Annotated in this window: 34 protein-coding genes and 1 pseudogene; 18 read left to right on the top strand and 17 right to left on the bottom strand. The window is 49.9% G+C overall.

Annotated features, from left to right (window positions below):
* Window positions 1-85 precede the first annotated feature (85 nt).
* The 17 genes and pseudogenes from MXMO3_RS18655 to MXMO3_RS08335 all read right to left on the bottom strand — a co-directional run bounded on the left by MXMO3_RS18655 (window position 86) and on the right by MXMO3_RS08335 (window position 8,078).
* On the bottom strand, window positions 86-259 hold the full coding sequence (locus MXMO3_RS18655; RefSeq protein ID WP_162889187.1) for a hypothetical protein: 174 nt from the start codon (window positions 257-259) through the stop codon (window positions 86-88).
* Between the two features lie 215 nt (window positions 260-474).
* Window positions 475-807: a peptide chain release factor family protein gene (locus MXMO3_RS08425; protein WP_281273950.1), complete on the bottom strand. Its 333-nt coding sequence runs from the start codon at window positions 805-807 to the stop codon at window positions 475-477.
* A 130-nt stretch (window positions 808-937) separates the two neighbouring features.
* A complete protein-coding gene (locus MXMO3_RS08420) occupies window positions 938-1,477 on the bottom strand; it encodes a hypothetical protein (RefSeq protein ID WP_117395569.1) in 540 nt (179 codons plus the stop codon).
* Between the two features lie 74 nt (window positions 1,478-1,551).
* On the bottom strand, window positions 1,552-1,869 hold the full coding sequence (locus MXMO3_RS08415) for a hypothetical protein (RefSeq protein ID WP_117395568.1): 318 nt from the start codon (window positions 1,867-1,869) through the stop codon (window positions 1,552-1,554).
* Between the two features lie 270 nt (window positions 1,870-2,139).
* The gene (locus tag MXMO3_RS08405; RefSeq protein ID WP_117395566.1) at window positions 2,140-2,349 is read right to left on the bottom strand and encodes a PH domain-containing protein; all 210 of its coding nucleotides are present in this window, start codon (window positions 2,347-2,349) and stop codon (window positions 2,140-2,142) included.
* Between the two features lie 56 nt (window positions 2,350-2,405).
* Window positions 2,406-2,783, bottom strand: a pseudogene (ssb, locus tag MXMO3_RS08400) (single-stranded DNA-binding protein); the annotation flags it as partial.
* Window positions 2,783-3,163, bottom strand: coding sequence for a nucleoside triphosphate pyrophosphohydrolase family protein (locus MXMO3_RS08395; protein WP_205468104.1), 381 nt, complete (start codon window positions 3,161-3,163; stop codon window positions 2,783-2,785). The pseudogene ssb and the gene MXMO3_RS08395, both read right to left, overlap by 1 nt.
* A complete protein-coding gene (locus MXMO3_RS08390) occupies window positions 3,160-3,438 on the bottom strand; it encodes a hypothetical protein (protein ID WP_117395564.1) in 279 nt (92 codons plus the stop codon). Before MXMO3_RS08390 ends, MXMO3_RS08395 begins: the two co-directional genes overlap by 4 nt.
* A gap of 362 nt (window positions 3,439-3,800) precedes the next feature.
* On the bottom strand, window positions 3,801-4,145 hold the full coding sequence (locus MXMO3_RS08380) for a hypothetical protein (protein ID WP_117395562.1): 345 nt from the start codon (window positions 4,143-4,145) through the stop codon (window positions 3,801-3,803).
* A 35-nt stretch (window positions 4,146-4,180) separates the two neighbouring features.
* Window positions 4,181-4,783: a hypothetical protein gene (locus tag MXMO3_RS08375; RefSeq protein ID WP_162889186.1), complete on the bottom strand. Its 603-nt coding sequence runs from the start codon at window positions 4,781-4,783 to the stop codon at window positions 4,181-4,183.
* On the bottom strand, window positions 4,722-5,525 hold the full coding sequence (locus MXMO3_RS08370) for a YdaU family protein (protein WP_117395560.1): 804 nt from the start codon (window positions 5,523-5,525) through the stop codon (window positions 4,722-4,724). Before MXMO3_RS08370 ends, MXMO3_RS08375 begins: the two co-directional genes overlap by 62 nt.
* The gene (locus MXMO3_RS08365) at window positions 5,522-5,707 is read right to left on the bottom strand and encodes a helix-turn-helix domain-containing protein (RefSeq protein ID WP_162889185.1); all 186 of its coding nucleotides are present in this window, start codon (window positions 5,705-5,707) and stop codon (window positions 5,522-5,524) included. The genes MXMO3_RS08370 and MXMO3_RS08365 overlap by 4 nt, the downstream gene beginning before the upstream one ends.
* 14 nt (window positions 5,708-5,721) lie before the next feature.
* Window positions 5,722-6,096, bottom strand: a complete 375-nt coding sequence (locus tag MXMO3_RS08360; RefSeq protein WP_117395558.1) for a RusA family crossover junction endodeoxyribonuclease — start codon at window positions 6,094-6,096, stop codon at window positions 5,722-5,724.
* Entirely contained in the window at window positions 6,093-6,278 is a 186-nt protein-coding gene (locus MXMO3_RS08355; protein ID WP_117395557.1) for a hypothetical protein, read from the bottom strand. Before MXMO3_RS08355 ends, MXMO3_RS08360 begins: the two co-directional genes overlap by 4 nt.
* 10 nt (window positions 6,279-6,288) lie before the next feature.
* Window positions 6,289-6,645 (bottom strand): hypothetical protein, encoded by a 357-nt coding sequence (locus MXMO3_RS08350; protein ID WP_117395556.1) that lies wholly within the window; start codon window positions 6,643-6,645, stop codon window positions 6,289-6,291.
* 992 nt (window positions 6,646-7,637) lie between these two features.
* Window positions 7,638-7,856 carry a hypothetical protein gene (locus MXMO3_RS08340; protein WP_117395554.1) on the bottom strand — a complete coding sequence of 73 codons (219 nt, stop codon included), beginning with the start codon at window positions 7,854-7,856 and terminating at the stop codon, window positions 7,638-7,640.
* Window positions 7,857-7,865: 9 nt separating this feature from the next.
* Window positions 7,866-8,078, bottom strand: a complete 213-nt coding sequence (locus tag MXMO3_RS08335; protein ID WP_117395553.1) for a carph-isopro domain-containing protein — start codon at window positions 8,076-8,078, stop codon at window positions 7,866-7,868.
* Between the two features lie 95 nt (window positions 8,079-8,173).
* Here MXMO3_RS08335 and MXMO3_RS08330 point away from each other — a divergent pair, with 95 nt between their 5' ends.
* From MXMO3_RS08330 to MXMO3_RS08240, 18 genes are all read left to right on the top strand, one after another.
* Entirely contained in the window at window positions 8,174-8,779 is a 606-nt protein-coding gene (locus MXMO3_RS08330; protein ID WP_162889184.1) for a S24 family peptidase, read from the top strand.
* Window positions 8,780-9,034: 255 nt separating this feature from the next.
* Window positions 9,035-9,364, top strand: a complete 330-nt coding sequence (locus MXMO3_RS08325; RefSeq protein WP_117395551.1) for a hypothetical protein — start codon at window positions 9,035-9,037, stop codon at window positions 9,362-9,364.
* A gap of 99 nt (window positions 9,365-9,463) precedes the next feature.
* On the top strand, window positions 9,464-9,730 hold the full coding sequence (locus MXMO3_RS08320; RefSeq protein ID WP_162889183.1) for a hypothetical protein: 267 nt from the start codon (window positions 9,464-9,466) through the stop codon (window positions 9,728-9,730).
* Complete coding sequence (locus tag MXMO3_RS08315) at window positions 9,730-10,011, top strand: hypothetical protein (protein ID WP_162889182.1); 282 nt, start codon at window positions 9,730-9,732, stop codon at window positions 10,009-10,011. Before MXMO3_RS08320 ends, MXMO3_RS08315 begins: the two co-directional genes overlap by 1 nt.
* A complete protein-coding gene (locus MXMO3_RS08310) occupies window positions 10,004-10,258 on the top strand; it encodes an ArsR/SmtB family transcription factor (protein ID WP_117395548.1) in 255 nt (84 codons plus the stop codon). The genes MXMO3_RS08315 and MXMO3_RS08310 overlap by 8 nt, the downstream gene beginning before the upstream one ends.
* Window positions 10,259-10,364: 106 nt before the next feature.
* Window positions 10,365-10,871, top strand: coding sequence for an HNH endonuclease (locus MXMO3_RS08305; protein WP_117395547.1), 507 nt, complete (start codon window positions 10,365-10,367; stop codon window positions 10,869-10,871).
* Window positions 10,868-11,080 (top strand): hypothetical protein, encoded by a 213-nt coding sequence (locus tag MXMO3_RS08300; RefSeq protein WP_117395546.1) that lies wholly within the window; start codon window positions 10,868-10,870, stop codon window positions 11,078-11,080. Before MXMO3_RS08305 ends, MXMO3_RS08300 begins: the two co-directional genes overlap by 4 nt.
* Window positions 11,081-11,082: 2 nt before the next feature.
* Entirely contained in the window at window positions 11,083-11,835 is a 753-nt protein-coding gene (locus tag MXMO3_RS08295; protein WP_117395545.1) for an ERF family protein, read from the top strand.
* Complete coding sequence (locus tag MXMO3_RS08290; protein ID WP_117395544.1) at window positions 11,828-12,466, top strand: lambda exonuclease family protein; 639 nt, start codon at window positions 11,828-11,830, stop codon at window positions 12,464-12,466. Before MXMO3_RS08295 ends, MXMO3_RS08290 begins: the two co-directional genes overlap by 8 nt.
* Window positions 12,463-12,936 (top strand): hypothetical protein, encoded by a 474-nt coding sequence (locus MXMO3_RS08285; RefSeq protein ID WP_245985822.1) that lies wholly within the window; start codon window positions 12,463-12,465, stop codon window positions 12,934-12,936. Before MXMO3_RS08290 ends, MXMO3_RS08285 begins: the two co-directional genes overlap by 4 nt.
* A gap of 9 nt (window positions 12,937-12,945) precedes the next feature.
* Complete coding sequence (locus MXMO3_RS08280) at window positions 12,946-13,197, top strand: hypothetical protein (protein WP_117395543.1); 252 nt, start codon at window positions 12,946-12,948, stop codon at window positions 13,195-13,197.
* Entirely contained in the window at window positions 13,194-13,637 is a 444-nt protein-coding gene (locus MXMO3_RS08275) for a nuclease domain-containing protein (RefSeq protein ID WP_117395542.1), read from the top strand. The genes MXMO3_RS08280 and MXMO3_RS08275 overlap by 4 nt, the downstream gene beginning before the upstream one ends.
* Before the next feature lie 7 nt (window positions 13,638-13,644).
* Window positions 13,645-13,860 (top strand): hypothetical protein, encoded by a 216-nt coding sequence (locus tag MXMO3_RS08270; protein WP_117395541.1) that lies wholly within the window; start codon window positions 13,645-13,647, stop codon window positions 13,858-13,860.
* 29 nt (window positions 13,861-13,889) lie between these two features.
* A complete protein-coding gene (locus MXMO3_RS08265) occupies window positions 13,890-14,162 on the top strand; it encodes a hypothetical protein (RefSeq protein ID WP_117395540.1) in 273 nt (90 codons plus the stop codon).
* Window positions 14,159-14,521 carry a hypothetical protein gene (locus MXMO3_RS08260; RefSeq protein ID WP_117395539.1) on the top strand — a complete coding sequence of 121 codons (363 nt, stop codon included), beginning with the start codon at window positions 14,159-14,161 and terminating at the stop codon, window positions 14,519-14,521. Before MXMO3_RS08265 ends, MXMO3_RS08260 begins: the two co-directional genes overlap by 4 nt.
* Entirely contained in the window at window positions 14,518-15,060 is a 543-nt protein-coding gene (locus tag MXMO3_RS08255) for a hypothetical protein (RefSeq protein ID WP_117395538.1), read from the top strand. Before MXMO3_RS08260 ends, MXMO3_RS08255 begins: the two co-directional genes overlap by 4 nt.
* Before the next feature lie 322 nt (window positions 15,061-15,382).
* Entirely contained in the window at window positions 15,383-15,580 is a 198-nt protein-coding gene (locus MXMO3_RS08245; protein ID WP_117395536.1) for a hypothetical protein, read from the top strand.
* The gene (locus MXMO3_RS08240; protein WP_205468103.1) at window positions 15,577-16,650 is read left to right on the top strand and encodes a site-specific integrase; all 1,074 of its coding nucleotides are present in this window, start codon (window positions 15,577-15,579) and stop codon (window positions 16,648-16,650) included. The genes MXMO3_RS08245 and MXMO3_RS08240 overlap by 4 nt, the downstream gene beginning before the upstream one ends.
* The last annotated feature ends 27 nt before the right edge of the window (window positions 16,651-16,677 follow it).

The raw sequence follows: 16,677 nt of genomic DNA, 5'->3' as shown, positions 1-16,677 counted from the left end.
ACTTGTCATTGGCTGCATTAACTTTGTGTTCTGTAATGATGCGCATTGGGCATCCCTTTCGATTAGTCTGCAAATTCATGGAAACTCAATTCAGCCTCGCTTCTAGCTTTTCCAGCAACAGCTTTAGATCTGTCACCACGTCATCAACTCCAGCAACGTCAACCATGTCCCATACGATAGCCTCAAGCGCGAGGCGATTGGATTTAATCGCAAGCTCATGCTCTTCTGGCAGGTATTCCATTAGCTCTATGTCTGTCATGCTGGCCTCCTTTATTGAGGCAAAGAAAAACCCCCGCCGAAGCGAGGGCTATGTATTTACTGGCGGCAGGGCGTTACTCCTGCTTGCTGCAAGTACCACGGCTTACTGGGAACCCTAACCCCCGAACAAATTTTTAGGCTTTCACCAAGGATTGGCCCAAGCTATGCAGTCATTCACGTGACCTAGCGCTTCTACTTTCAGCGCCGCGCCAGTAACTATGTGAAGGCAGGGTCAGGAACCCACTTACCGCCTTCTTTAACTTCAACTCGAATGCGCTTCATTTGGCGATCAACTTCGTCGTCAATACCGACATATCGGCCCAAACGCCGCGCTGTTTCAATCTTATGCCAATCTTTGAAGCGTTGGGTTTCTGCCATGCGTCGAAAAGCCGTTTGCTTATTCTTATGCTGGCTTCGGTTATCTTCCGCCTTGCCGACCGCGCCGCTCTCGATGTGAGTGCAGCGCACGGCTGAATCTGTTTTGTTACGGTGCTGGCCACCCTTGCCTGACCCTCGATAATAATCGAAGCGGCAATCTTTGGCTGTCACTGAAAACAAAACTTCGCGGCTCATTGCCTCAATCCCAAATCACTTTTGACCCTTTACGGGTCATTAACATATCTGTAGCAAAGGTTGGCAAGCAGGTCAACCCCTATTTGAATTTATTCAAGTGCCAATTTCATGATTTAAAGCCCCACAGTTTCGCCAGCACGTCCAAGCAGTCATACAGATAGGCTTGCATAAGCTCTCTTGCCTTGCGGTCCTTGCAGTCCTCAAGTAATCGCCGCCATGTGAGGGCGAGAGATGCGCAGGAGACGCCATCAACGATATATTGGTATAGAACCCTGCCCCGAATCATGCCGAGCGCCTGATATGCCTCTTTAAGCTCATGACGGTTTGAATCGCCAATAATGAACACCAGTTCGGGATCAATGCCGCTGTTGTCCACGATTTCGCGGGTGTAGTCTTGGGCCTTGGTGCCGCCAACCTGGCCAGCCTCAACCAATATCTTAAACTTGGCTGCTGTTTTCTGTCGATAAACCGGAACATGACGCACACTCGCTAAACCGCCTATCAATGTCCGCATGTTTACATCAGCAAAGGTTTTGCCAACGTGTGGGTTATTGGGCTTTAGCTGGCGCTGATAGATGATCTCTGAATGTGATAGAGACGGGTCATCAACGCGGGCTGAGCGTATTTCTGCTTTGTTTAGCTTCATTTATCATACTTCCGACCCTCCCTATGGGTTGAAAGTTCTGGCACATATACCCCTTTTATGTGCCATATGGCATATTAGAAATCGTCTAGAATTTTCTTTAGATATTCCGCTGAATAATCGGCCTCATAAATCAGGCCGTAGAATAAGGATTCAATCATCGCCTTCTTTTCCAAGGCAACTTGTTCCTTGACCTCTGTTGTGGTCTCAAATGAAATGCCGCAATAGTGGAACTGGTGCGGTGGCTCGGCATGACTGCCACCCAAATCGCTTTGCCAAATCTCTCTATGGTGCTCTTTATCAGACGTAACAATGCTGAACCGAGCGACGCCAATTTCTGTCATGGCGTGCTTTAGTTCCGAAAGAGCATCATAAAGTCTTTTTTCTTTTGTCATTGCGCTTTTCATTTTACGTGATTTGGGTGGTGGTGTCACTGTTTATCGTTCATTTTAACACAGCCCAGATCAACCAAACTATCAGCGAGGCGACAGCTGCAATTCCGCTAAATCCGGCGCCGATAATGCCCCGCCCTTCCGGACTCTTTTCGAGATAATTAGTCAGCCCTACCGCCAGCACGAAAAAGAGCATTGAGGTCAAAGCTGGGGCTAACCACCAACCAAATGATATAGTAAATGTCATCCTCTATCCTTTCTGTGTGGGTGGGGTTACAGTTTGTAGTCCTTTAAGTCCTCATACGAACGCATCATTTGAACCAAATCGCCCTCTGCCAAAGCCTTTTCGGCAATGGTTAGACTTTGGTTCATCATCGCAATTGCTAAATTTCCCGCTGGTCCAATCGACTGATAAGCCGGGATTACCTCTTCGCGAATAAATTTCATCTTGGCTGGCAGTGCCTCGCCTAAGCTCTCGGTCATCTTCTCACCTCCTAGAATGGAATATCTTCGTCTGCGGGCTGATCGCCATAATCCGGTTGCTGCCCCTCACCCTTGGGCTGGTTATTGCCGCCTAGCATGGTGAGGGTGCAATTAAAGCCTTGCAGTACGATTTCAGTGGAATAGCGATCATTGCCATCCTGATCTTGCCACTTGCGGGTCTGTAGCTGGCCTTCGACGTAAACAGTCGATCCTTTGCGCAAATACTGCTCACACACCTTTGCAATACCTTCGCTGAACACTGTGATCCGGTGCCACTCAACGCGCTCTTTCTGCTCACCCGAATTTTTGTCGCGCCATTTCTCACTTGTGGCGATCCGTAGATTGGCGATCTTGCGCCCGTCATTGGTGTGGCGAATTTCAGGGTCAGCGCCTAGATTCCCCACAATTATGCATTTGTTGACTGATCCGCTCATTAAAACTTCTTCCCACCTTGTTTGCGATTTTGAATTTTGTGATCTTCGCGCGTCTTGTTGAACCGCATCTTTTGAATCACCGCTGCGCCAATGTCGCAACGAAGATATGCAGCCAAATCGGCAATTCGGATCATCGCGTCTGCAAGCTCCACTTCAACCCCGTCACGCTCAGGCAATTTCTCATCCTTCAAATTCTTTCGGAACGCCTCTAGTGCCTCACTGATTTCGGAATGAATTAGCGCCATCATTTCCGGTACATTGCGATCAAGCGCTTCGCCTGTTTCCAAATCGCTGTACCATCCAGCGGCTCTAGAGTTGTTGTGGGCCATTAGCGTGAAGGCTGTTAATCCTTCTGCGATCAATTCCTCGGTGTTAGTCATCGTTTTTCATCCTTTTGGTTGTCTGTAATCGTTTTTCGGGGGGAGGTATTGGATTTCAGGGATTTGACGTCACGCACCGCATCTACAACGCCTTCAACTTGAAGTGACGTTCTAGTCATCAGAAACCGATCCAGCTTAGTCGCCGCATCTTCCAGCACCTCATTCATGCCCTGCTCTATGGCCGCAATAAGCGATTGCTTGTCGTCTGGGGCAAAGCCCTCGGGTGTGCTTAAAAAGCGCTCTACTATCTTTTCTGCGCGGTCTCGTGGGGTCATGATCGATCCTCTCGATTAATCATTCCGAGTCCAAAAAGAAATGGTCCGATATAGACGATGAACCCGCGTTTGACGAACTCAAAACCAATGGCCCAAGCTGCCAACTTGCGCTTGATCATTATGGTGCACCCAAAACCCTCGTCACCGATATTGAACCACTTTCCAACCACGCCAACATATCCATGAGATTCCCACTTCATCACGCTTCACCCCGCTTATCCATTTCCTTCATGGCTGACATAGCCGCAGCAGCGTCACTCAAGTATGGATTTTGCGTTAGAGCTGGGAGGCGGTGCCAAGGTACGCATCCCGCCCCATTTCGGCACTCATAAATCTTTTTGGCAATTGCCCATTGGAGTTCATCAATCATTACGTTTCTCCATTTCCTCTAAGGCCATAAGCATGACTATTAGTAGGGATTTGGCGGGGGATGGCTCGAAGCTATCTTCGTCAGAATACCAATTCTTTTCGATTTTCGGGCTTGTTCTGATGCTGGCAAAGCAAACACCATGAATGTTATGCCCGACATCGAAAGATAGGTATTCTGAAAACATGCGTTTCATTACCCGATGTATCGCAGAGAGATCACCACACGATGGCATGTTAAGCCACTTATCATCACCCATAGCTTCAGCCAATTCGGTTTGATAATGGCGCTTCGTCCGTATCGCCTCTATGGCGATTTGGTATTTGCTTTGATCGGTCATCTATGCTGCCTCCCCTTTTGGTGCTGTGAGGTGGGTCATTGCGCATACCCCTTTGCCAGATCGCCAGCCTTTTGAAACTCAGGCGCTGCCTTGGTGTTCCGTGTGGCGTAATTTCCGCCCGCACCTATTTTGAGGCGCTCCGCAAGTGGCCGTGGGTCTTGTGGGTGGGGTAAACCGTCGTAATCGGCCTGGATGCCGTTGTCCGGCACATAGTCCTCGCTTTGGGCCTTCACTCGCTGTTCAAACTGATCCTCTTCGCCGGGCAAGTTCAGCTTGGCCATGCAGCGCTCATATGCCGCTTGTCGCTGTTCTGGCGTTTCCTGTGGTGGTTGGTATGTCAGGGCGCGATCGGCATTTATTTCGCTGTTAATCCGCGCCCGCTTTTCTCGCCACACGTTCAATTCGTTGCGCTTGTTGCATTGCTTGGCGAACAGCACTGGGTCGGGTAGCCAAGTCGTGCTTTGGCCCTCCACGCGGTCAAATTTAAAATCTTCAACCACCACTTGCAAAACGCTTTCGGGGTAGCGAATTGCCACCTCTTCCAGCTTTTGCAAATACCCCACGGTGTCGTCAGACTTACTCGGTGGAACTTGCAACCAGTCGAAGAGGACCGCTAGTATTTCTGGGCGATTGGTCATGGTGCTTTCCTTCCGTGCTTAAGTTCCAGCGTTCTTGCGCTTCGCGTTTGAGTTTTTGGGTTGCGGTTTCTTGCCTTTGGATTTGATCGGGTCCGGGCGGTCTCGCGTTGCGGCACCAATTGCGCCACGTTGCCAGCCAATCCTTTTTGGTGGCCCCTGCCCCGGTCTTGGCGATCCAGTAATCTTTGAACTTGGCCGCTTCGGCTTGAGATCGATTGATGGTCCAATTCAGGTTTTGAACTGGCCAGTCGATAAATTCGTTTGAGGGTTGCCAATCATCAGGCAAGCATGAGCCGCGAGAACCTTTTTTTGGGCTATCTTTAGATAGTTCTTTTTCTTTATTTGGTTCTGGTTCTGGTTGCTTGGGCTTTGCTACAGCATTGCTATGCGCTGTATTGTTATTTTTCAAGGACTTAGCTTTTCCGCCTTTAGCCCCGGCATTTTTCCGCTTCTCATGCGCCTTGTTTGACTCTCGCCAAATTTGCATCAGTTTAGCATTGCTATAGCGCCCGTTTTCGACGGTGAAAAACTCCGCCAAAATGGTCCGAACTGCTTCTTTATCTTCATCGGTAAGGGCTCGAACGCGGCGCATAATCCATGCTTCGTCATCCGGTATTGTGCATCCTGGCGTCATCCAGCAAATGCGCAACAGGCGGTTATATGCGCCATCTTCTGCAAGGGTCAAGTGCGATGTCTTGGCCTCGAAATCGGACGGGTACATAGGGAAATAGGGTAGGCTCATACCTGCCCCGCTTTCATGCGCTCTATCAATGAAACGTGCGCCAGCTTTGGCTGACCCCACTCAATGAAAGCGGCGATCTGATAAACGGTGGAAACGCCAATGTGCAAAGCCTTAGCAACCTCGTGATAGCTATTGCCTTGCCGGATTAGCTTTTGAGCTTTTAGAGCCTTCGGGGAATCCATAGATATTTCGCCCACTATGCGGCCTCCTTCACGGTAATTTCGTCTAGGAAAATCTCAAATCCGCCGCCTTCAACCGCGCCTTTTTCAACGGTCAAACGTTCGCAAAATTTGTCGTCTTTGATGAAGTCAAGGGTTTGCAGCAAATCCAAAATCGGCTTGCAGATATTGTCGATGTCACGTCCCTTGCGAAAACTCTTGCGGTCCAAAACAATGGTGATGGTGAAGGCGCCAGCAATGAAGGCATTGCGCTTTTGGGGTTTCAATTCCCAACCAGCAGCATTGGCCCATGTGGTGTAGCGTTTTGTTCTGTGCCGGCCACCTGTTTTGCGGTTATTGGCGAAGCAAGCATTCACGCTTGGCGGCATGTGTTTGCAGGTCAGATGGATCATGCCATCACCCCAAAATCAAAAAGAGCAGCAGCCAAAATGGCAATTGCTGATACAGCGCCAGCCAAATACCAAACCCATTTGGGAACATGGTTTTTAGGCATGGGCGGCTGCTGACGTAGCTTTATCCCGTCCACCATTTTTTGCTTTCCACGCTTGGCCAGTTTGTGGCCCCGCTCAACCATTTGAACGCCTTTAGCCTCTAACCTGTTGGCTTTCGACAAATTCCCGAATGGATTGGATTTCGGCCATAAGCTCGTCAATTCGCTTAAGCGACACTTTTTCTTCATGAGTGGCCCCTTCTAATAATTCTTGAATGGCGGCGTTTTCCCAAGACCGATATTTGGCACTGGCTTCACCGTTAATGATGGATTCAGCGCGGCGGCGAGAAATAGCTAGCTGCTCTTTCCGCTTTTCGCTCATGCGCCTTAGAATGGAGTTGATGGCGTTCTGGAATTTAGGCGCTGCTGAGATGTTGTTATCGCGCGGCCATGTTTTCCGAATGTATTCTTGAATATCGCCCTTGCTGTCAGAGGCATCGATGTAGGTCATTTTTCGCCCCTCCAAATTTTTGTAATTCTTTTGCAAGATTTTGTTCCTCGATCTGATTGAATGGTGTCAGACCAAGGAAGACGGAGTGCATCGGAGAACGCACAGTGACGAATGAATTCAAACCATTGGACGAGGCGTTGGAGCGCCTTTTCCGAACGATTGCAGAAGAAAAAAGGGCGACGACCCTTGGAGGTCGGGAGGAGTCGACAAGTCGCCGCCCAGTTGCCGCTAGGGAGGGAACGGCTAGGGTTATAGATTTTGCAAAGTGGAAAAGGGCGCGGCAGTATTGAGTATCCGACGCTCGCACCGCCGCGCCATCTTGAAACGAACGGTTTCAAGTCTTGCAGTCCACCCGCAAGCCATACCAAGCACTTCCCCGAAAGAGAAAATGCCCCTTCTCTGCTTGGTGTGGTTTGCTGGCGGGTCATGATTGATTAGCCTCATTAAATAGGTCGAGTTTTGACTTGAGTTGGCCTTCCTCTGAATAGACAAGATGGCTCTCTTCCTGTTTGGAGCTCCTCGGTGCGGGCCCTCCGTAATTAGCGAGGTATTTCTTTTGTTCCTCACACCACATTTTGTACGGAAACCACCTGCGCAATCCGAAAGGATAGGCGTCGAACAACGCTTTCTTGCGCTGCTTCAAAGTTGCATCATCTGGAAGAGACTGATGGACTTCCATGATCACGCGTCTTGCCGCTTGGCGCCAAGTCATACCCACACCCCCACGCTTACATCGTTAAAGGCAATGCGAAGTGCAAAGCAGAAAAGCAAAAATGCCAGTAGGAACTTATGGTCTAGGAGGAAGGTCATAGCAGCACCAAACAGGTGGCAAAGCCAATAAAGGCGCACATGCCAGCACCAAACCAACCCAAATGTGAATTTCCGTATGGTCTCTCAAACCAATTCGCGAACGCGACAATCACGCAGATCGATGCCAGAATGAAGCAAGCAACCGCACCAAAACTCAAAGCTATGGTTTCCATTGCGACCCCCTATTTCACCTTATCCAAGGTGTTTTCGATGGCTTCAGCCGCTCTCAATGCATTTTGGCGTGCATGTTCGAGGTTACGACCCGCTTTCCAATCAGCCCCCGGTAGGTGCTCGTCCAGATTGTCTGTGATCAGCTTTAACTTTCGAGCAGCCTCATACATTGCGGTGGCTTCTGACCTTAGATTTTCGATGGTCATTTGCTTTAGTACTGGATTATCCATCACCCTCTCCTATGCTGCGCCCTGTCGAAAATCGTTCAGCCATGCATCATCGATGCTCACTGAATGGCGCTCGGCGGCTTGCTCGATTTCTTGGATGCGCCAATGCGGGATTGCCCCGGTTTTGACCCAATGCTGAACGGTGGACGCGTGCTTATGACCCAATGCTTTGGACGTTTGGCGAAGGCCACCGAATGCATGAATAATTTTGTCTACGTTGCTCATAATCCATATATACGATTATCGTACATATCAAGTCAAGCACTATTTATACGAATTTTGTATATCCCAATTTTATGTAAAAAGTGAATAATCGCGATATGAGAGATTGGATAACAAATCGGTTAAAAGAGATAGGCGAGACTAAGGCTTCGCTTGGTCGAGCGCTTGATCTACCCTATGCCCGTGTGCATGAAGTGGTAAAAGGCACGCGCGAACTTAAGGTGACCGAACTGCCCATTGTGGCTCAATTTCTCAAAATGCCCCTACCGGAATTTGTCGAGCTATATACAGGCGTCGAAAGCCAAACGGTTAGGCGCAACTTAATGACTGTGCCGCTCGTTTCCTGGGTGAGTGCCGGACAGCTAACAGAGCAAGCGCCTGTTGTTGATTTCGATGAATTTCCACCAGTCGAGACCGCTGGTCTGCCAAAGGGTAATTGGATCGCTTTACGCGTATCGGGCGACAGCATGAATAAAATCAGCCCGCCAGACAGCATTATATTCGTTGACTTGGATGATCGCGAACTTGTGCCGAATGCACTTTATGTGGTTGCTGATGAAGAAGGTCATGCAACGTACAAGCGATATCGTCCAAATGAAAACCCACCTTTTCAACCCGCTTCTTATCATGACGTTGGCCCGCCAGATATAGACGGAGCGGCGAATGTCATTGGTCGTGTGCGCCGATCTCTGATCGACACTTAAAAGGGGCTAGCGTCTAAACGCCAACCCCCGCTCACGATATATATATGTCCTGATCTAAACGCTGGAAACTCAATTGGGGTTACATGGTAGCCTCCCGGGTTAAGAGTGACTTTTTCTCTCATCAAGTTTGTACACCCTCTTTATAGCAGGGCGATTCTCACGGCGCAATAATAAATATACAATAATCGTACATTTTGCGCTTGACAGGCTATATACGATAATCGTACATTCTATCTCAACGAACGGAGATAGAGCATGAGCAAGTTAGAGCAATACAAAACATTTGTAGCGGTGATCGTTGAAGGCAGTGAAGTGCTGGAAACATTCGTTTTTACCGACATTGATGATTTGCTTGATCAGGCAACTTGCTACGGCATTGATTGCACCATTCTTGGCCATAAAGACGGTGAAGAAAGCGCGGACGATGTGACTGTTGAAGTCGCCCACGCTTTGGCCGATTGGCACTATGAGCGCAACGCCGATGCTTATTGCTTTGAGGGCGCAAAGACTGAAAGCCCCTGCCAGCTCATTACTCTCCACGCCGACACATATCTAGACGGATTGATCAACGAGGTCGCGGCTTAGTCCGCCCTCACCCCACACGCACTATAGGAGGCTGGAATGGCTGAGAGATTTACAAAGGGGCCTTGGACTGTGACCGGAAACGGGAAAAAGGTAAAGCCAATGCCCCGCGATCAATACTTTAACCCAATCGTAGAAGTATACCCTGCCCTTCTTTGGAGTGCTGAAAAAGGCAATTGGGGCAAAGAAAACTCCGATGAGACAAAGGCCAACGCCCGCTTAATCGCAGCTGCACCTGATCTGTATGAGGCACTTCAAGAGGTGCTTGAAGTGATCAATGCAATTAGGCCTACGCGTTCCCTCGTTGCTGCCACGCTTAAAGGCCGCGCCGCCCTTTCCAAAGCCCACCCCACACAGGGAGATGAATGATGGGTGAGATGGCGCAATATTATCGCGAATGGGATGCATCGGTAAAGCATCGCAAAGAAGAGCGATTAAGTGATGCACAAGCCATTGAGTGGCCGTGCCGCTGGCAGAAACACACCGAATATCACTGGTCAACAGTCCTGAACGTTCACCGTCTGGATTACTGGCCTTCAACTGGCAAATGGATTTGGTGCGCCAAGAAATTTCACGGCGATGCCCAATCATTGGCCCGTTTCATCAAAAAACGCACCGCCGATAAGGCCAAGGAGAAAGACAATGGATAAGGCGAAGCTTTTAAACGCCCTAGGCAATGAAGCGAGATTGCAAACCGCGATCTTTCTGCGCGGCAATGAATGGGCACCCGTTGGCCACATTTTAGAAAAGCTAAAGTTCGGCTTCACAGACCCTGCAATGTCTAGGCACCTTCGTGTCATGCGGGAGGCTGGCGCAGTTGAGTGCAAGATTGACCAACAGATGCGCCGCTACCGTCTGACTGATGAAGCCAGCAAAGTGATCGAGGCGATCCAATGACCCTCACCCCCATCCAAACCCTATACACCGGAGCCTTTGTCTTTGTGATCACCCTCATGATTGTTTTGGCAGATGCCGCCCACTATGCGGCTCAAGGAGTGTGAATATGAGTGAGCTTACTCAGAAAGAGTTATTTTCAATCATCAAATACGATCCTGAAACAGGAATCCTAACTTGGGCTCAAGATCGGGGGTCAAACGCCAGAAAAGGGCAAAAAATAGGCTCCCAAACGGAATATGGCTACGTGGTCTTCGTTATAAATGGGCGCAGATACAGGGCACACAGAATTGCATTTCTCTACATGACAGGAAGGTGGCCTGCAGAGTGCGTCGATCACATTAACGGAATTCGGCATGATAATAGATGGGAGAACTTGCGCGAAGCCAGCAAGGCTGAGAACTGCCGAAATGCTTCAAAGAGGCGTGACAATTCATCTGGTTACAAGGGTGTAAGCCACCACAAGGCCACGGGAAAGTTTCAAGCTCAGATAAGGGTCAACAAGAAGAATACTAATCTGGGCATCTTCCCCACGGCTAAGGAAGCGTTTTCCGCTTACTGCGTAGCTAGCAGAAAGATGCATGGGGCTTTCTCAAACACAGGAGAGAGTTCATGAACATCACCCGCGTTGAAACCCGCCAGCAATGGCTAGTCAAGATAGGCGACAAATACCTGCACATGGTTTGCAGCGGCCTAACCACAGACAACAAAAGATGGGCCTTGCGCGTCACGCGTGAGCAGTGGGCGAAGGTGAAGCGCCGCTTTCCGAACGCCAGGCGCTGGCCAATCGTACCCCTCAACAATCAAACAGATGGAGTGGCTTAGATATGAGCGCACTAGCAAAACAAGACGAACACCACGAAGTGCAAACGCACGAAGGCAACACTTTGCTGGACCGCATTATGCAAGCCGCAAGCAATCCAGATATGGACATTGATAAGTTTGAGCGCCTTATCGGGATGCAAGAGCGGATGGCAAAATCGGAGGCCGAACGCCAGTTTAACGAAGCGCTGACAACGGCACAAAGTGAAATGGCCCCAATTGTCAAGAACGCAAAGAACAATCAGACAGGCTCAAACTATACAACGCTTGAGCATATTCAATCGGCAATCAAACCTGTCATTTCAAAGCATGGATTTTCGCTATCCTTTGGACAGGGCGAGGCCCAGATTGAAGGCCATTACCGCGTGATCTGCACATTGCGCCACAATGGCGGTCACAAAGAGACCTATCAGATGGACGTGCCAAGCGATGGCATAGGCATTAAGGGCAACCGCAACAAGACCGAAACCCACGCTTTTGGGTCTTCTATGTCATATGGGCGGCGCTATCTCACCCTGTCCATTTTCGACCTGACAACACTTGATGATGATGACGGGCAAGCGGCTGGCGCCAAGCCAATTTCAGAGGAGCAACGCGACATGCTGCAAGCATTGATTGATGACACGTCAACCGACATTGCCGCTTTCTGCAAAGCCATGAAAATTGGCAACTTGACGCAATTGCCCACTGCCAAATTTGGCACAGCGCAACAACTATTGGCGATGAAAAAGAAAAACCAGGGGGCGCAAAATGGATAATGTAGTGCAAGGCTCACCTGAGTGGTTTCAGGCCCGTTTGGGAATGGTAACAGCCTCAAAAATTGTCGATGTAATGTCTAAAGGGCGCGGCAATGCCGAAAGCGTCACGCGCAAAAATTACATGGCGCAACTGGTGGCCGAACGTCTTTCAGGCCAAGCAAGTGAAGGTTTCACAAATGCAGCGATTGAATGGGGCAATGAATGCGAACCCCAAGCCCGCGCCACATATGAAGTGTTGACCGATCGATCAGTGCAGGAGGTGGGGTTTATCCCTCACCCAAGCATTACAATGGCTGGCGCAAGTCCTGATGGTCTTGTCGGTGATAAAGGGCTGATTGAGATCAAATGCCCAAACACCGCAACGCATATCGAGACAATGCGGGCCGACAAGATTGACCGGAAATATGCGCTGCAAATGCAATGGCAGATGGAATGCACAGGGCGCGAATGGTGCGACTTCGTATCATTTGACCCGCGTTTGCCGGCCAACGCGTCACTGCACATCATTCGGGTTGATTGCGATGAAGAATTGCAAAGCGAAATCCGCAAAGCCGTGACCACATTTTTAGAGGAATTGAACGCGCTCGAAACTGAATTGCGCCAGCGCGGGGAAAGTGAGGCGGTAGCATGATCACTTATCAATGGGATGGTTTGGCGATGGTGCCAATGCCACGGCTTCAAAAGGAATGTGACAACACGTTTGTTGTTGGGGAATATTACGACCTTGAGGTCAAAGAGGAGCGCTCAATCAAAAGCCATCGCCAATATTTCGCGGCGGTGCGTGAATATTGGCTGAACCTGCCAGAATTGATCGAAGATAATTTTCCCTCTGACGAGCATTTGCGCAAGTGGGCGCTGATTAAGTGCGGATATTATGACGAGCGGTCATTGGTTGCATCCAGCAAGAAAGAAGCACAACGGATCGCCGCCTTCGTAAAGCCCTCAGATGATTTTGCAATTGTCACCGTCAATGAATGTGTTGTGCAGGTGTTCACCGCCAAATCGCAATCCACAAAAGCAATGGGCAAGCGGGTATTTCAGGAGAGCAAAGAGGCCGTTCTGGGCTTTCTAGAAGACCTTGTAATGGGCCAAGCAGCATAGGAGAGCAATATGGGTGATTGGAGGCAAAAAGCTATCAGAACGATATGGGCGACACATGCGAAGTTGCCAGCAAACGCTTCTTTTGATGAACGTACTAAAGCGCTTCATGCCGCCTACCCGTTCGGTGTGCGCCGCCAATATCCATACAAGGTTTGGCTGGAAGAACAGCGCAAATACTTGTCGCGCTATGACCCTAAACCAGCTGGCCCGCTACTTCCTCCCAAATCGCCTTTGGAATTGGCAAAGGAGAAGGCCAAATGATCCACTCCAAGAAGTACACAGACGCGGCTAGAGGCCAGCCCTGCACTTTGCGAATTGCTGGTGTGACGTGCGCCGGGCCTGAAACAACGGTTTCTTGTCATGTGCGCGACCGCTTCAAGGGCATGGGATGCAAGGCAAGCGACCTAAGCACAGTCGACGGCTGTTTCAACTGTCATAAAGTATTTGATGGTCAGGGCGACTTTGTATTGAGCCAAGAAGATTGGCTGTTCTACGCCCTTCGCGGCCTCCAGGAGACGCAAGCGAACCGTGTGGCGCGTGGGCTTCTATTTGTGACGGGCTTTGATCCTGAGAAACCCAAGAAGCGCAAGAGCGGCAAGAAGGTCAGATCGGGCAAGCCGATACAATCGCGGCCATTTCAGAACAAGGGGCGCAAGCTAGGCCAGCCCTACCAACCCAGCGTAAAGCAGATAAACGATTGAGGCGAACATGAGCAAGAAACCAGACTTTGAAGCATTTGCAAAAGACGTGATGGAGGCTTGGCCTCAGGGCGACATTGAAGGATTTGAGTTGCAAGAAAAAGCAATCAAACATGGCATGATTGTTGAGATTGAAGGTGGTTATGACCCCGAAAAGCACGATGATGATTTCGGCGGGGCAGAGCCAGGCGACACTTGGTATCAGGTAAACTTCAAACGCCCATAGCCCAACGTAAAGCAACTGGATAAAATGTGATGACAGATAAATATGCGAATTTTCTGGATGATTTGGACAAGGCTGCAACGCCGGGCGTTTGGGGCCAGTTTAACCCATTCAACGGGCCGTGGCAGGATTTAGCAATGCAAAACCGAAAGCATCTAGATAGCTCACACAATATGTCAGCGATGGTAGGTGGTGAACCTTATCGATTAGCTGAATTTAGACACGCCAACGACGCTGCATTCGCTGAAACACTTGTGAACGCATACAGGACTGGCGAACTCGTCTTAGCAAAGGACCAATCATGACCACACCAAAAGAAAACAAAACGCCAAAGCGGATTTGGGCTGTGTTCGAGCCGCATGAAAACCCAAACGACAAGGTGCCGCGAGTCTACGCATCAGCATCGCCAACAAAGGGCGTTGAATATGTTCAGGCGAACATCAGTCCAATAAATTGGGGTAAAACGAGCTATGGCGCACCAGCAGCGCGAACACCAGTTGGGTTTTATCTAATAAATAGCGCGGAGAATGGCGGCTACATCCCTTTACATAACAACAAGACCATTCCAAGCGCGGACGGGCGACAAAACCGAGCGACGATTGAAGATGCAAAGGTAGACGCCCAGAAACATTATGAGACGCTAATTTGGAGTGCTTTTGAATGACCAAACCAAAAGAAAAGGAACTCACCCAAACGCAAATTGATGAAGGTCGGTCCTTGCTACACGATTTCAAGAACGTGTTGGATGACGACTTTGAAGAATGCGCCGAAAACATCGCCCAAGCCCTAGCAGCAGCGCGTGAGGAAGGGCGGCGGGATATGCGGGATGAATGTGCTGAGCTAGCGAAAGATGTCGCCATTATGCACGAGCAAAACGGTTTGACCCACCCTAGCAATAGTCCGGGACGAGGTCGTTGCTTTGCGCGGTCCAGATGCGCTTTGGACATATCAGGCGACATTTCTGATCTCCCCACCAATGCGCCAGAAGGTGAGAGCGATGAACCCGCAGATTTAGCAGATTGTGAAAACTGGTTTCGCTTGTCGCCACGCGAGAGCGAGACGAGAACATGTGCCACGGACGATTGCCTAAATCCTCCCAGCTATCGTTTTGAAGCTAGTGGAATCGGGTCTGATTACTGCATGAACTGCGCTTCCACAATACAGAAGCAAGCGTTGAAATCCCTCCCCACCAAGGAGCGGTGAGATGAATAGTCGTACGAAAGGCTACGAAACAGCTACGAAAGATTTTACGAAAGGCAAGCAATGAGCAAGGGCAAAAAGATCATGCCATATGTGGAATACGACTCCGACGGAGACATGACCGTTCGTTGTGCGCTCACCAATGAGCCTATCTGCTACATGCCGCCTACATCAAGAGCATCTGGCATTAAGGCGAAAGAGCGGCAAGTAATTGAGACACGCGCTAAACAAATCGTTGATGGCCTTAATCTGTTGGAGAGCCACAAATGACCAACACAGTTGACATAGACGCACCTATTCCACTGGCAAAGTATGGAGGGGATGAATGAGTAGAACCGCAAGTTTCACTGATGCCGATGGAAAGCGGGCTATTCGGCTAGCAAAAGAGGCCAAAGCCGCGGGGTTGCCCGTCAGCGGCTTCATAGTTGGGGTTAAAGAATGCCGCATCTTGTTGGCAGACGAGCTTGACGCCGCGGCAAATCAAGACAAGAATCGCGGTCCCAAAGAATGGCCAAAAGAGTGATCGACGTGAAATTGAATTTCCCCGGCTTGTTGCCGCCTGAAAAAATGGCTTCTGGCAATCTGCGCTATCGTGTGCGGGTTGAAGGGGATAAAAAGAAACGCATCACTCTTACGGTTCCCCCGGAACACCCTGAATTTCACGAACACTATCACGCCGCCCGTCGCGGCATTCAGCTTAAGCCAACACAAACGCCAGTTCAAAAGTCAATCCGCGGATCTATGGCGTGGCTTTGCTATCTGCATTTGGAAAGTTTGGAAAAGAAGGTTGCCGCGGGCAATGCATCACCCCTCACCCTCAAAAAGCGCAGAGGGCTTTTCAAGCGTGTAATCGAAGAATGTGGAGATTATAGGCTTGAGATGCCAACACACGAAGTTGTAAAGCTTCGTGACAAGTTCCAACACACGCCAGCTTTGGCCGATGACATCGTTGACGCATTGAGTGCAATGTACAAAGAAGCAATTCCTCACATATGCACAGTCAACCCCGCCGCGGGCGTTGGGCGCATATACCGCGGCAAGGGCGGAGCGGTGCCTTGGACGGTACAAGACCTTAGAAAATACCGCGAAACGCATGAGAAAGGCTCTCAGGCCCATCTATGCCTAACTCTGTTCACGTTCACAGCTTGCCGGATTAGTGACGCCGTAACGCTTGGCCGCGGGAATGAATTTGAAAAGGATGGGATTTTAGGTTTGGGCTGGCAGCCGCGGAAAAAAGGCTCGGCTCCGGTAGAAATCCCTCTGATGCCGCCTCTTTTTGAGGCCACAAGAGCCGCAAAGGTTCAAGGTGCTACTTACCTGCTTACAAAGCACGGCAAGCCCTACGCATCACCTGACGCGCTTGGACAGCATTTTAGGAGATGGTGTCGGGAAGCGGGCCTTGAAAACAGATCAAGTCATGGAATCAGAAAAGCCGCAGCCCATCTTTTGGCGCAAGAGGGATGCACTCAATATCAGATCATGACGATTCACGGCCACACGAGTGCCAAAACATCAGAGGTCTACACAAAGGGTGTGGAAAGATGGAAACTGGCCAAGGACGCGATGTCAAAACTTGAGGCCATGGACTGGTAGGTGTCCCATGCCCCATTTTTCCGTGGG

Origin of the sequence: Maritalea myrionectae (assembly GCF_003433515.1) — a bacterium.
In the GTDB taxonomy this organism is placed as follows: domain Bacteria; phylum Pseudomonadota; class Alphaproteobacteria; order Rhizobiales; family Devosiaceae; genus Maritalea; species Maritalea myrionectae.
This window is presented reverse-complemented; position numbering and strand designations above follow the sequence as displayed.

Excerpts from the sequence above, each read along its gene's own strand:
- MXMO3_RS08325 (WP_117395551.1), top strand. The coding sequence starts at position 9,035 with ATGAGCAAGTTAGAGCAATACAAAACATTTGTAGCGGTGATCGTTGAA.
- MXMO3_RS08370 (WP_117395560.1), bottom strand. The coding sequence starts at position 5,525 with ATGAGCCTACCCTATTTCCCTATGTACCCGTCCGATTTCGAGGCCAAG.
- MXMO3_RS08365 (WP_162889185.1), bottom strand. The coding sequence starts at position 5,707 with ATGGATTCCCCGAAGGCTCTAAAAGCTCAAAAGCTAATCCGGCAAGGC.
- MXMO3_RS08350 (WP_117395556.1), bottom strand. The coding sequence starts at position 6,645 with ATGACCTACATCGATGCCTCTGACAGCAAGGGCGATATTCAAGAATAC.
- MXMO3_RS08290 (WP_117395544.1), top strand. The coding sequence starts at position 11,828 with ATGGATAATGTAGTGCAAGGCTCACCTGAGTGGTTTCAGGCCCGTTTG.
- MXMO3_RS08245 (WP_117395536.1), top strand. The coding sequence starts at position 15,383 with ATGAGTAGAACCGCAAGTTTCACTGATGCCGATGGAAAGCGGGCTATT.
- MXMO3_RS08315 (WP_162889182.1), top strand. The coding sequence starts at position 9,730 with ATGGGTGAGATGGCGCAATATTATCGCGAATGGGATGCATCGGTAAAG.
- MXMO3_RS08330 (WP_162889184.1), top strand. The coding sequence starts at position 8,174 with ATGAGAGATTGGATAACAAATCGGTTAAAAGAGATAGGCGAGACTAAG.
- MXMO3_RS08310 (WP_117395548.1), top strand. The coding sequence starts at position 10,004 with ATGGATAAGGCGAAGCTTTTAAACGCCCTAGGCAATGAAGCGAGATTG.
- MXMO3_RS08280 (WP_117395543.1), top strand. The coding sequence starts at position 12,946 with ATGGGTGATTGGAGGCAAAAAGCTATCAGAACGATATGGGCGACACAT.
- MXMO3_RS08265 (WP_117395540.1), top strand. The coding sequence starts at position 13,890 with ATGACAGATAAATATGCGAATTTTCTGGATGATTTGGACAAGGCTGCA.
- MXMO3_RS08390 (WP_117395564.1), bottom strand. The coding sequence starts at position 3,438 with ATGACCCCACGAGACCGCGCAGAAAAGATAGTAGAGCGCTTTTTAAGC.
- MXMO3_RS08405 (WP_117395566.1), bottom strand. The coding sequence starts at position 2,349 with ATGACCGAGAGCTTAGGCGAGGCACTGCCAGCCAAGATGAAATTTATT.
- MXMO3_RS08415 (WP_117395568.1), bottom strand. The coding sequence starts at position 1,869 with ATGACAAAAGAAAAAAGACTTTATGATGCTCTTTCGGAACTAAAGCAC.
- MXMO3_RS08340 (WP_117395554.1), bottom strand. The coding sequence starts at position 7,856 with ATGGATAATCCAGTACTAAAGCAAATGACCATCGAAAATCTAAGGTCA.
- MXMO3_RS08305 (WP_117395547.1), top strand. The coding sequence starts at position 10,365 with ATGAGTGAGCTTACTCAGAAAGAGTTATTTTCAATCATCAAATACGAT.
- MXMO3_RS08270 (WP_117395541.1), top strand. The coding sequence starts at position 13,645 with ATGAGCAAGAAACCAGACTTTGAAGCATTTGCAAAAGACGTGATGGAG.
- MXMO3_RS08295 (WP_117395545.1), top strand. The coding sequence starts at position 11,083 with ATGAGCGCACTAGCAAAACAAGACGAACACCACGAAGTGCAAACGCAC.
- MXMO3_RS08260 (WP_117395539.1), top strand. The coding sequence starts at position 14,159 with ATGACCACACCAAAAGAAAACAAAACGCCAAAGCGGATTTGGGCTGTG.
- MXMO3_RS18655 (WP_162889187.1), bottom strand. The coding sequence starts at position 259 with ATGACAGACATAGAGCTAATGGAATACCTGCCAGAAGAGCATGAGCTT.
- MXMO3_RS08380 (WP_117395562.1), bottom strand. The coding sequence starts at position 4,145 with ATGACCGATCAAAGCAAATACCAAATCGCCATAGAGGCGATACGGACG.
- MXMO3_RS08420 (WP_117395569.1), bottom strand. The coding sequence starts at position 1,477 with ATGAAGCTAAACAAAGCAGAAATACGCTCAGCCCGCGTTGATGACCCG.
- MXMO3_RS08285 (WP_245985822.1), top strand. The coding sequence starts at position 12,463 with ATGATCACTTATCAATGGGATGGTTTGGCGATGGTGCCAATGCCACGG.
- MXMO3_RS08335 (WP_117395553.1), bottom strand. The coding sequence starts at position 8,078 with ATGAGCAACGTAGACAAAATTATTCATGCATTCGGTGGCCTTCGCCAA.
- MXMO3_RS08275 (WP_117395542.1), top strand. The coding sequence starts at position 13,194 with ATGATCCACTCCAAGAAGTACACAGACGCGGCTAGAGGCCAGCCCTGC.
- MXMO3_RS08395 (WP_205468104.1), bottom strand. The coding sequence starts at position 3,163 with ATGACTAACACCGAGGAATTGATCGCAGAAGGATTAACAGCCTTCACG.
- MXMO3_RS08375 (WP_162889186.1), bottom strand. The coding sequence starts at position 4,783 with ATGACCAATCGCCCAGAAATACTAGCGGTCCTCTTCGACTGGTTGCAA.
- MXMO3_RS08255 (WP_117395538.1), top strand. The coding sequence starts at position 14,518 with ATGACCAAACCAAAAGAAAAGGAACTCACCCAAACGCAAATTGATGAA.
- MXMO3_RS08355 (WP_117395557.1), bottom strand. The coding sequence starts at position 6,278 with ATGGTTGAGCGGGGCCACAAACTGGCCAAGCGTGGAAAGCAAAAAATG.
- MXMO3_RS08300 (WP_117395546.1), top strand. The coding sequence starts at position 10,868 with ATGAACATCACCCGCGTTGAAACCCGCCAGCAATGGCTAGTCAAGATA.
- MXMO3_RS08320 (WP_162889183.1), top strand. The coding sequence starts at position 9,464 with ATGCCCCGCGATCAATACTTTAACCCAATCGTAGAAGTATACCCTGCC.
- MXMO3_RS08360 (WP_117395558.1), bottom strand. The coding sequence starts at position 6,096 with ATGATCCATCTGACCTGCAAACACATGCCGCCAAGCGTGAATGCTTGC.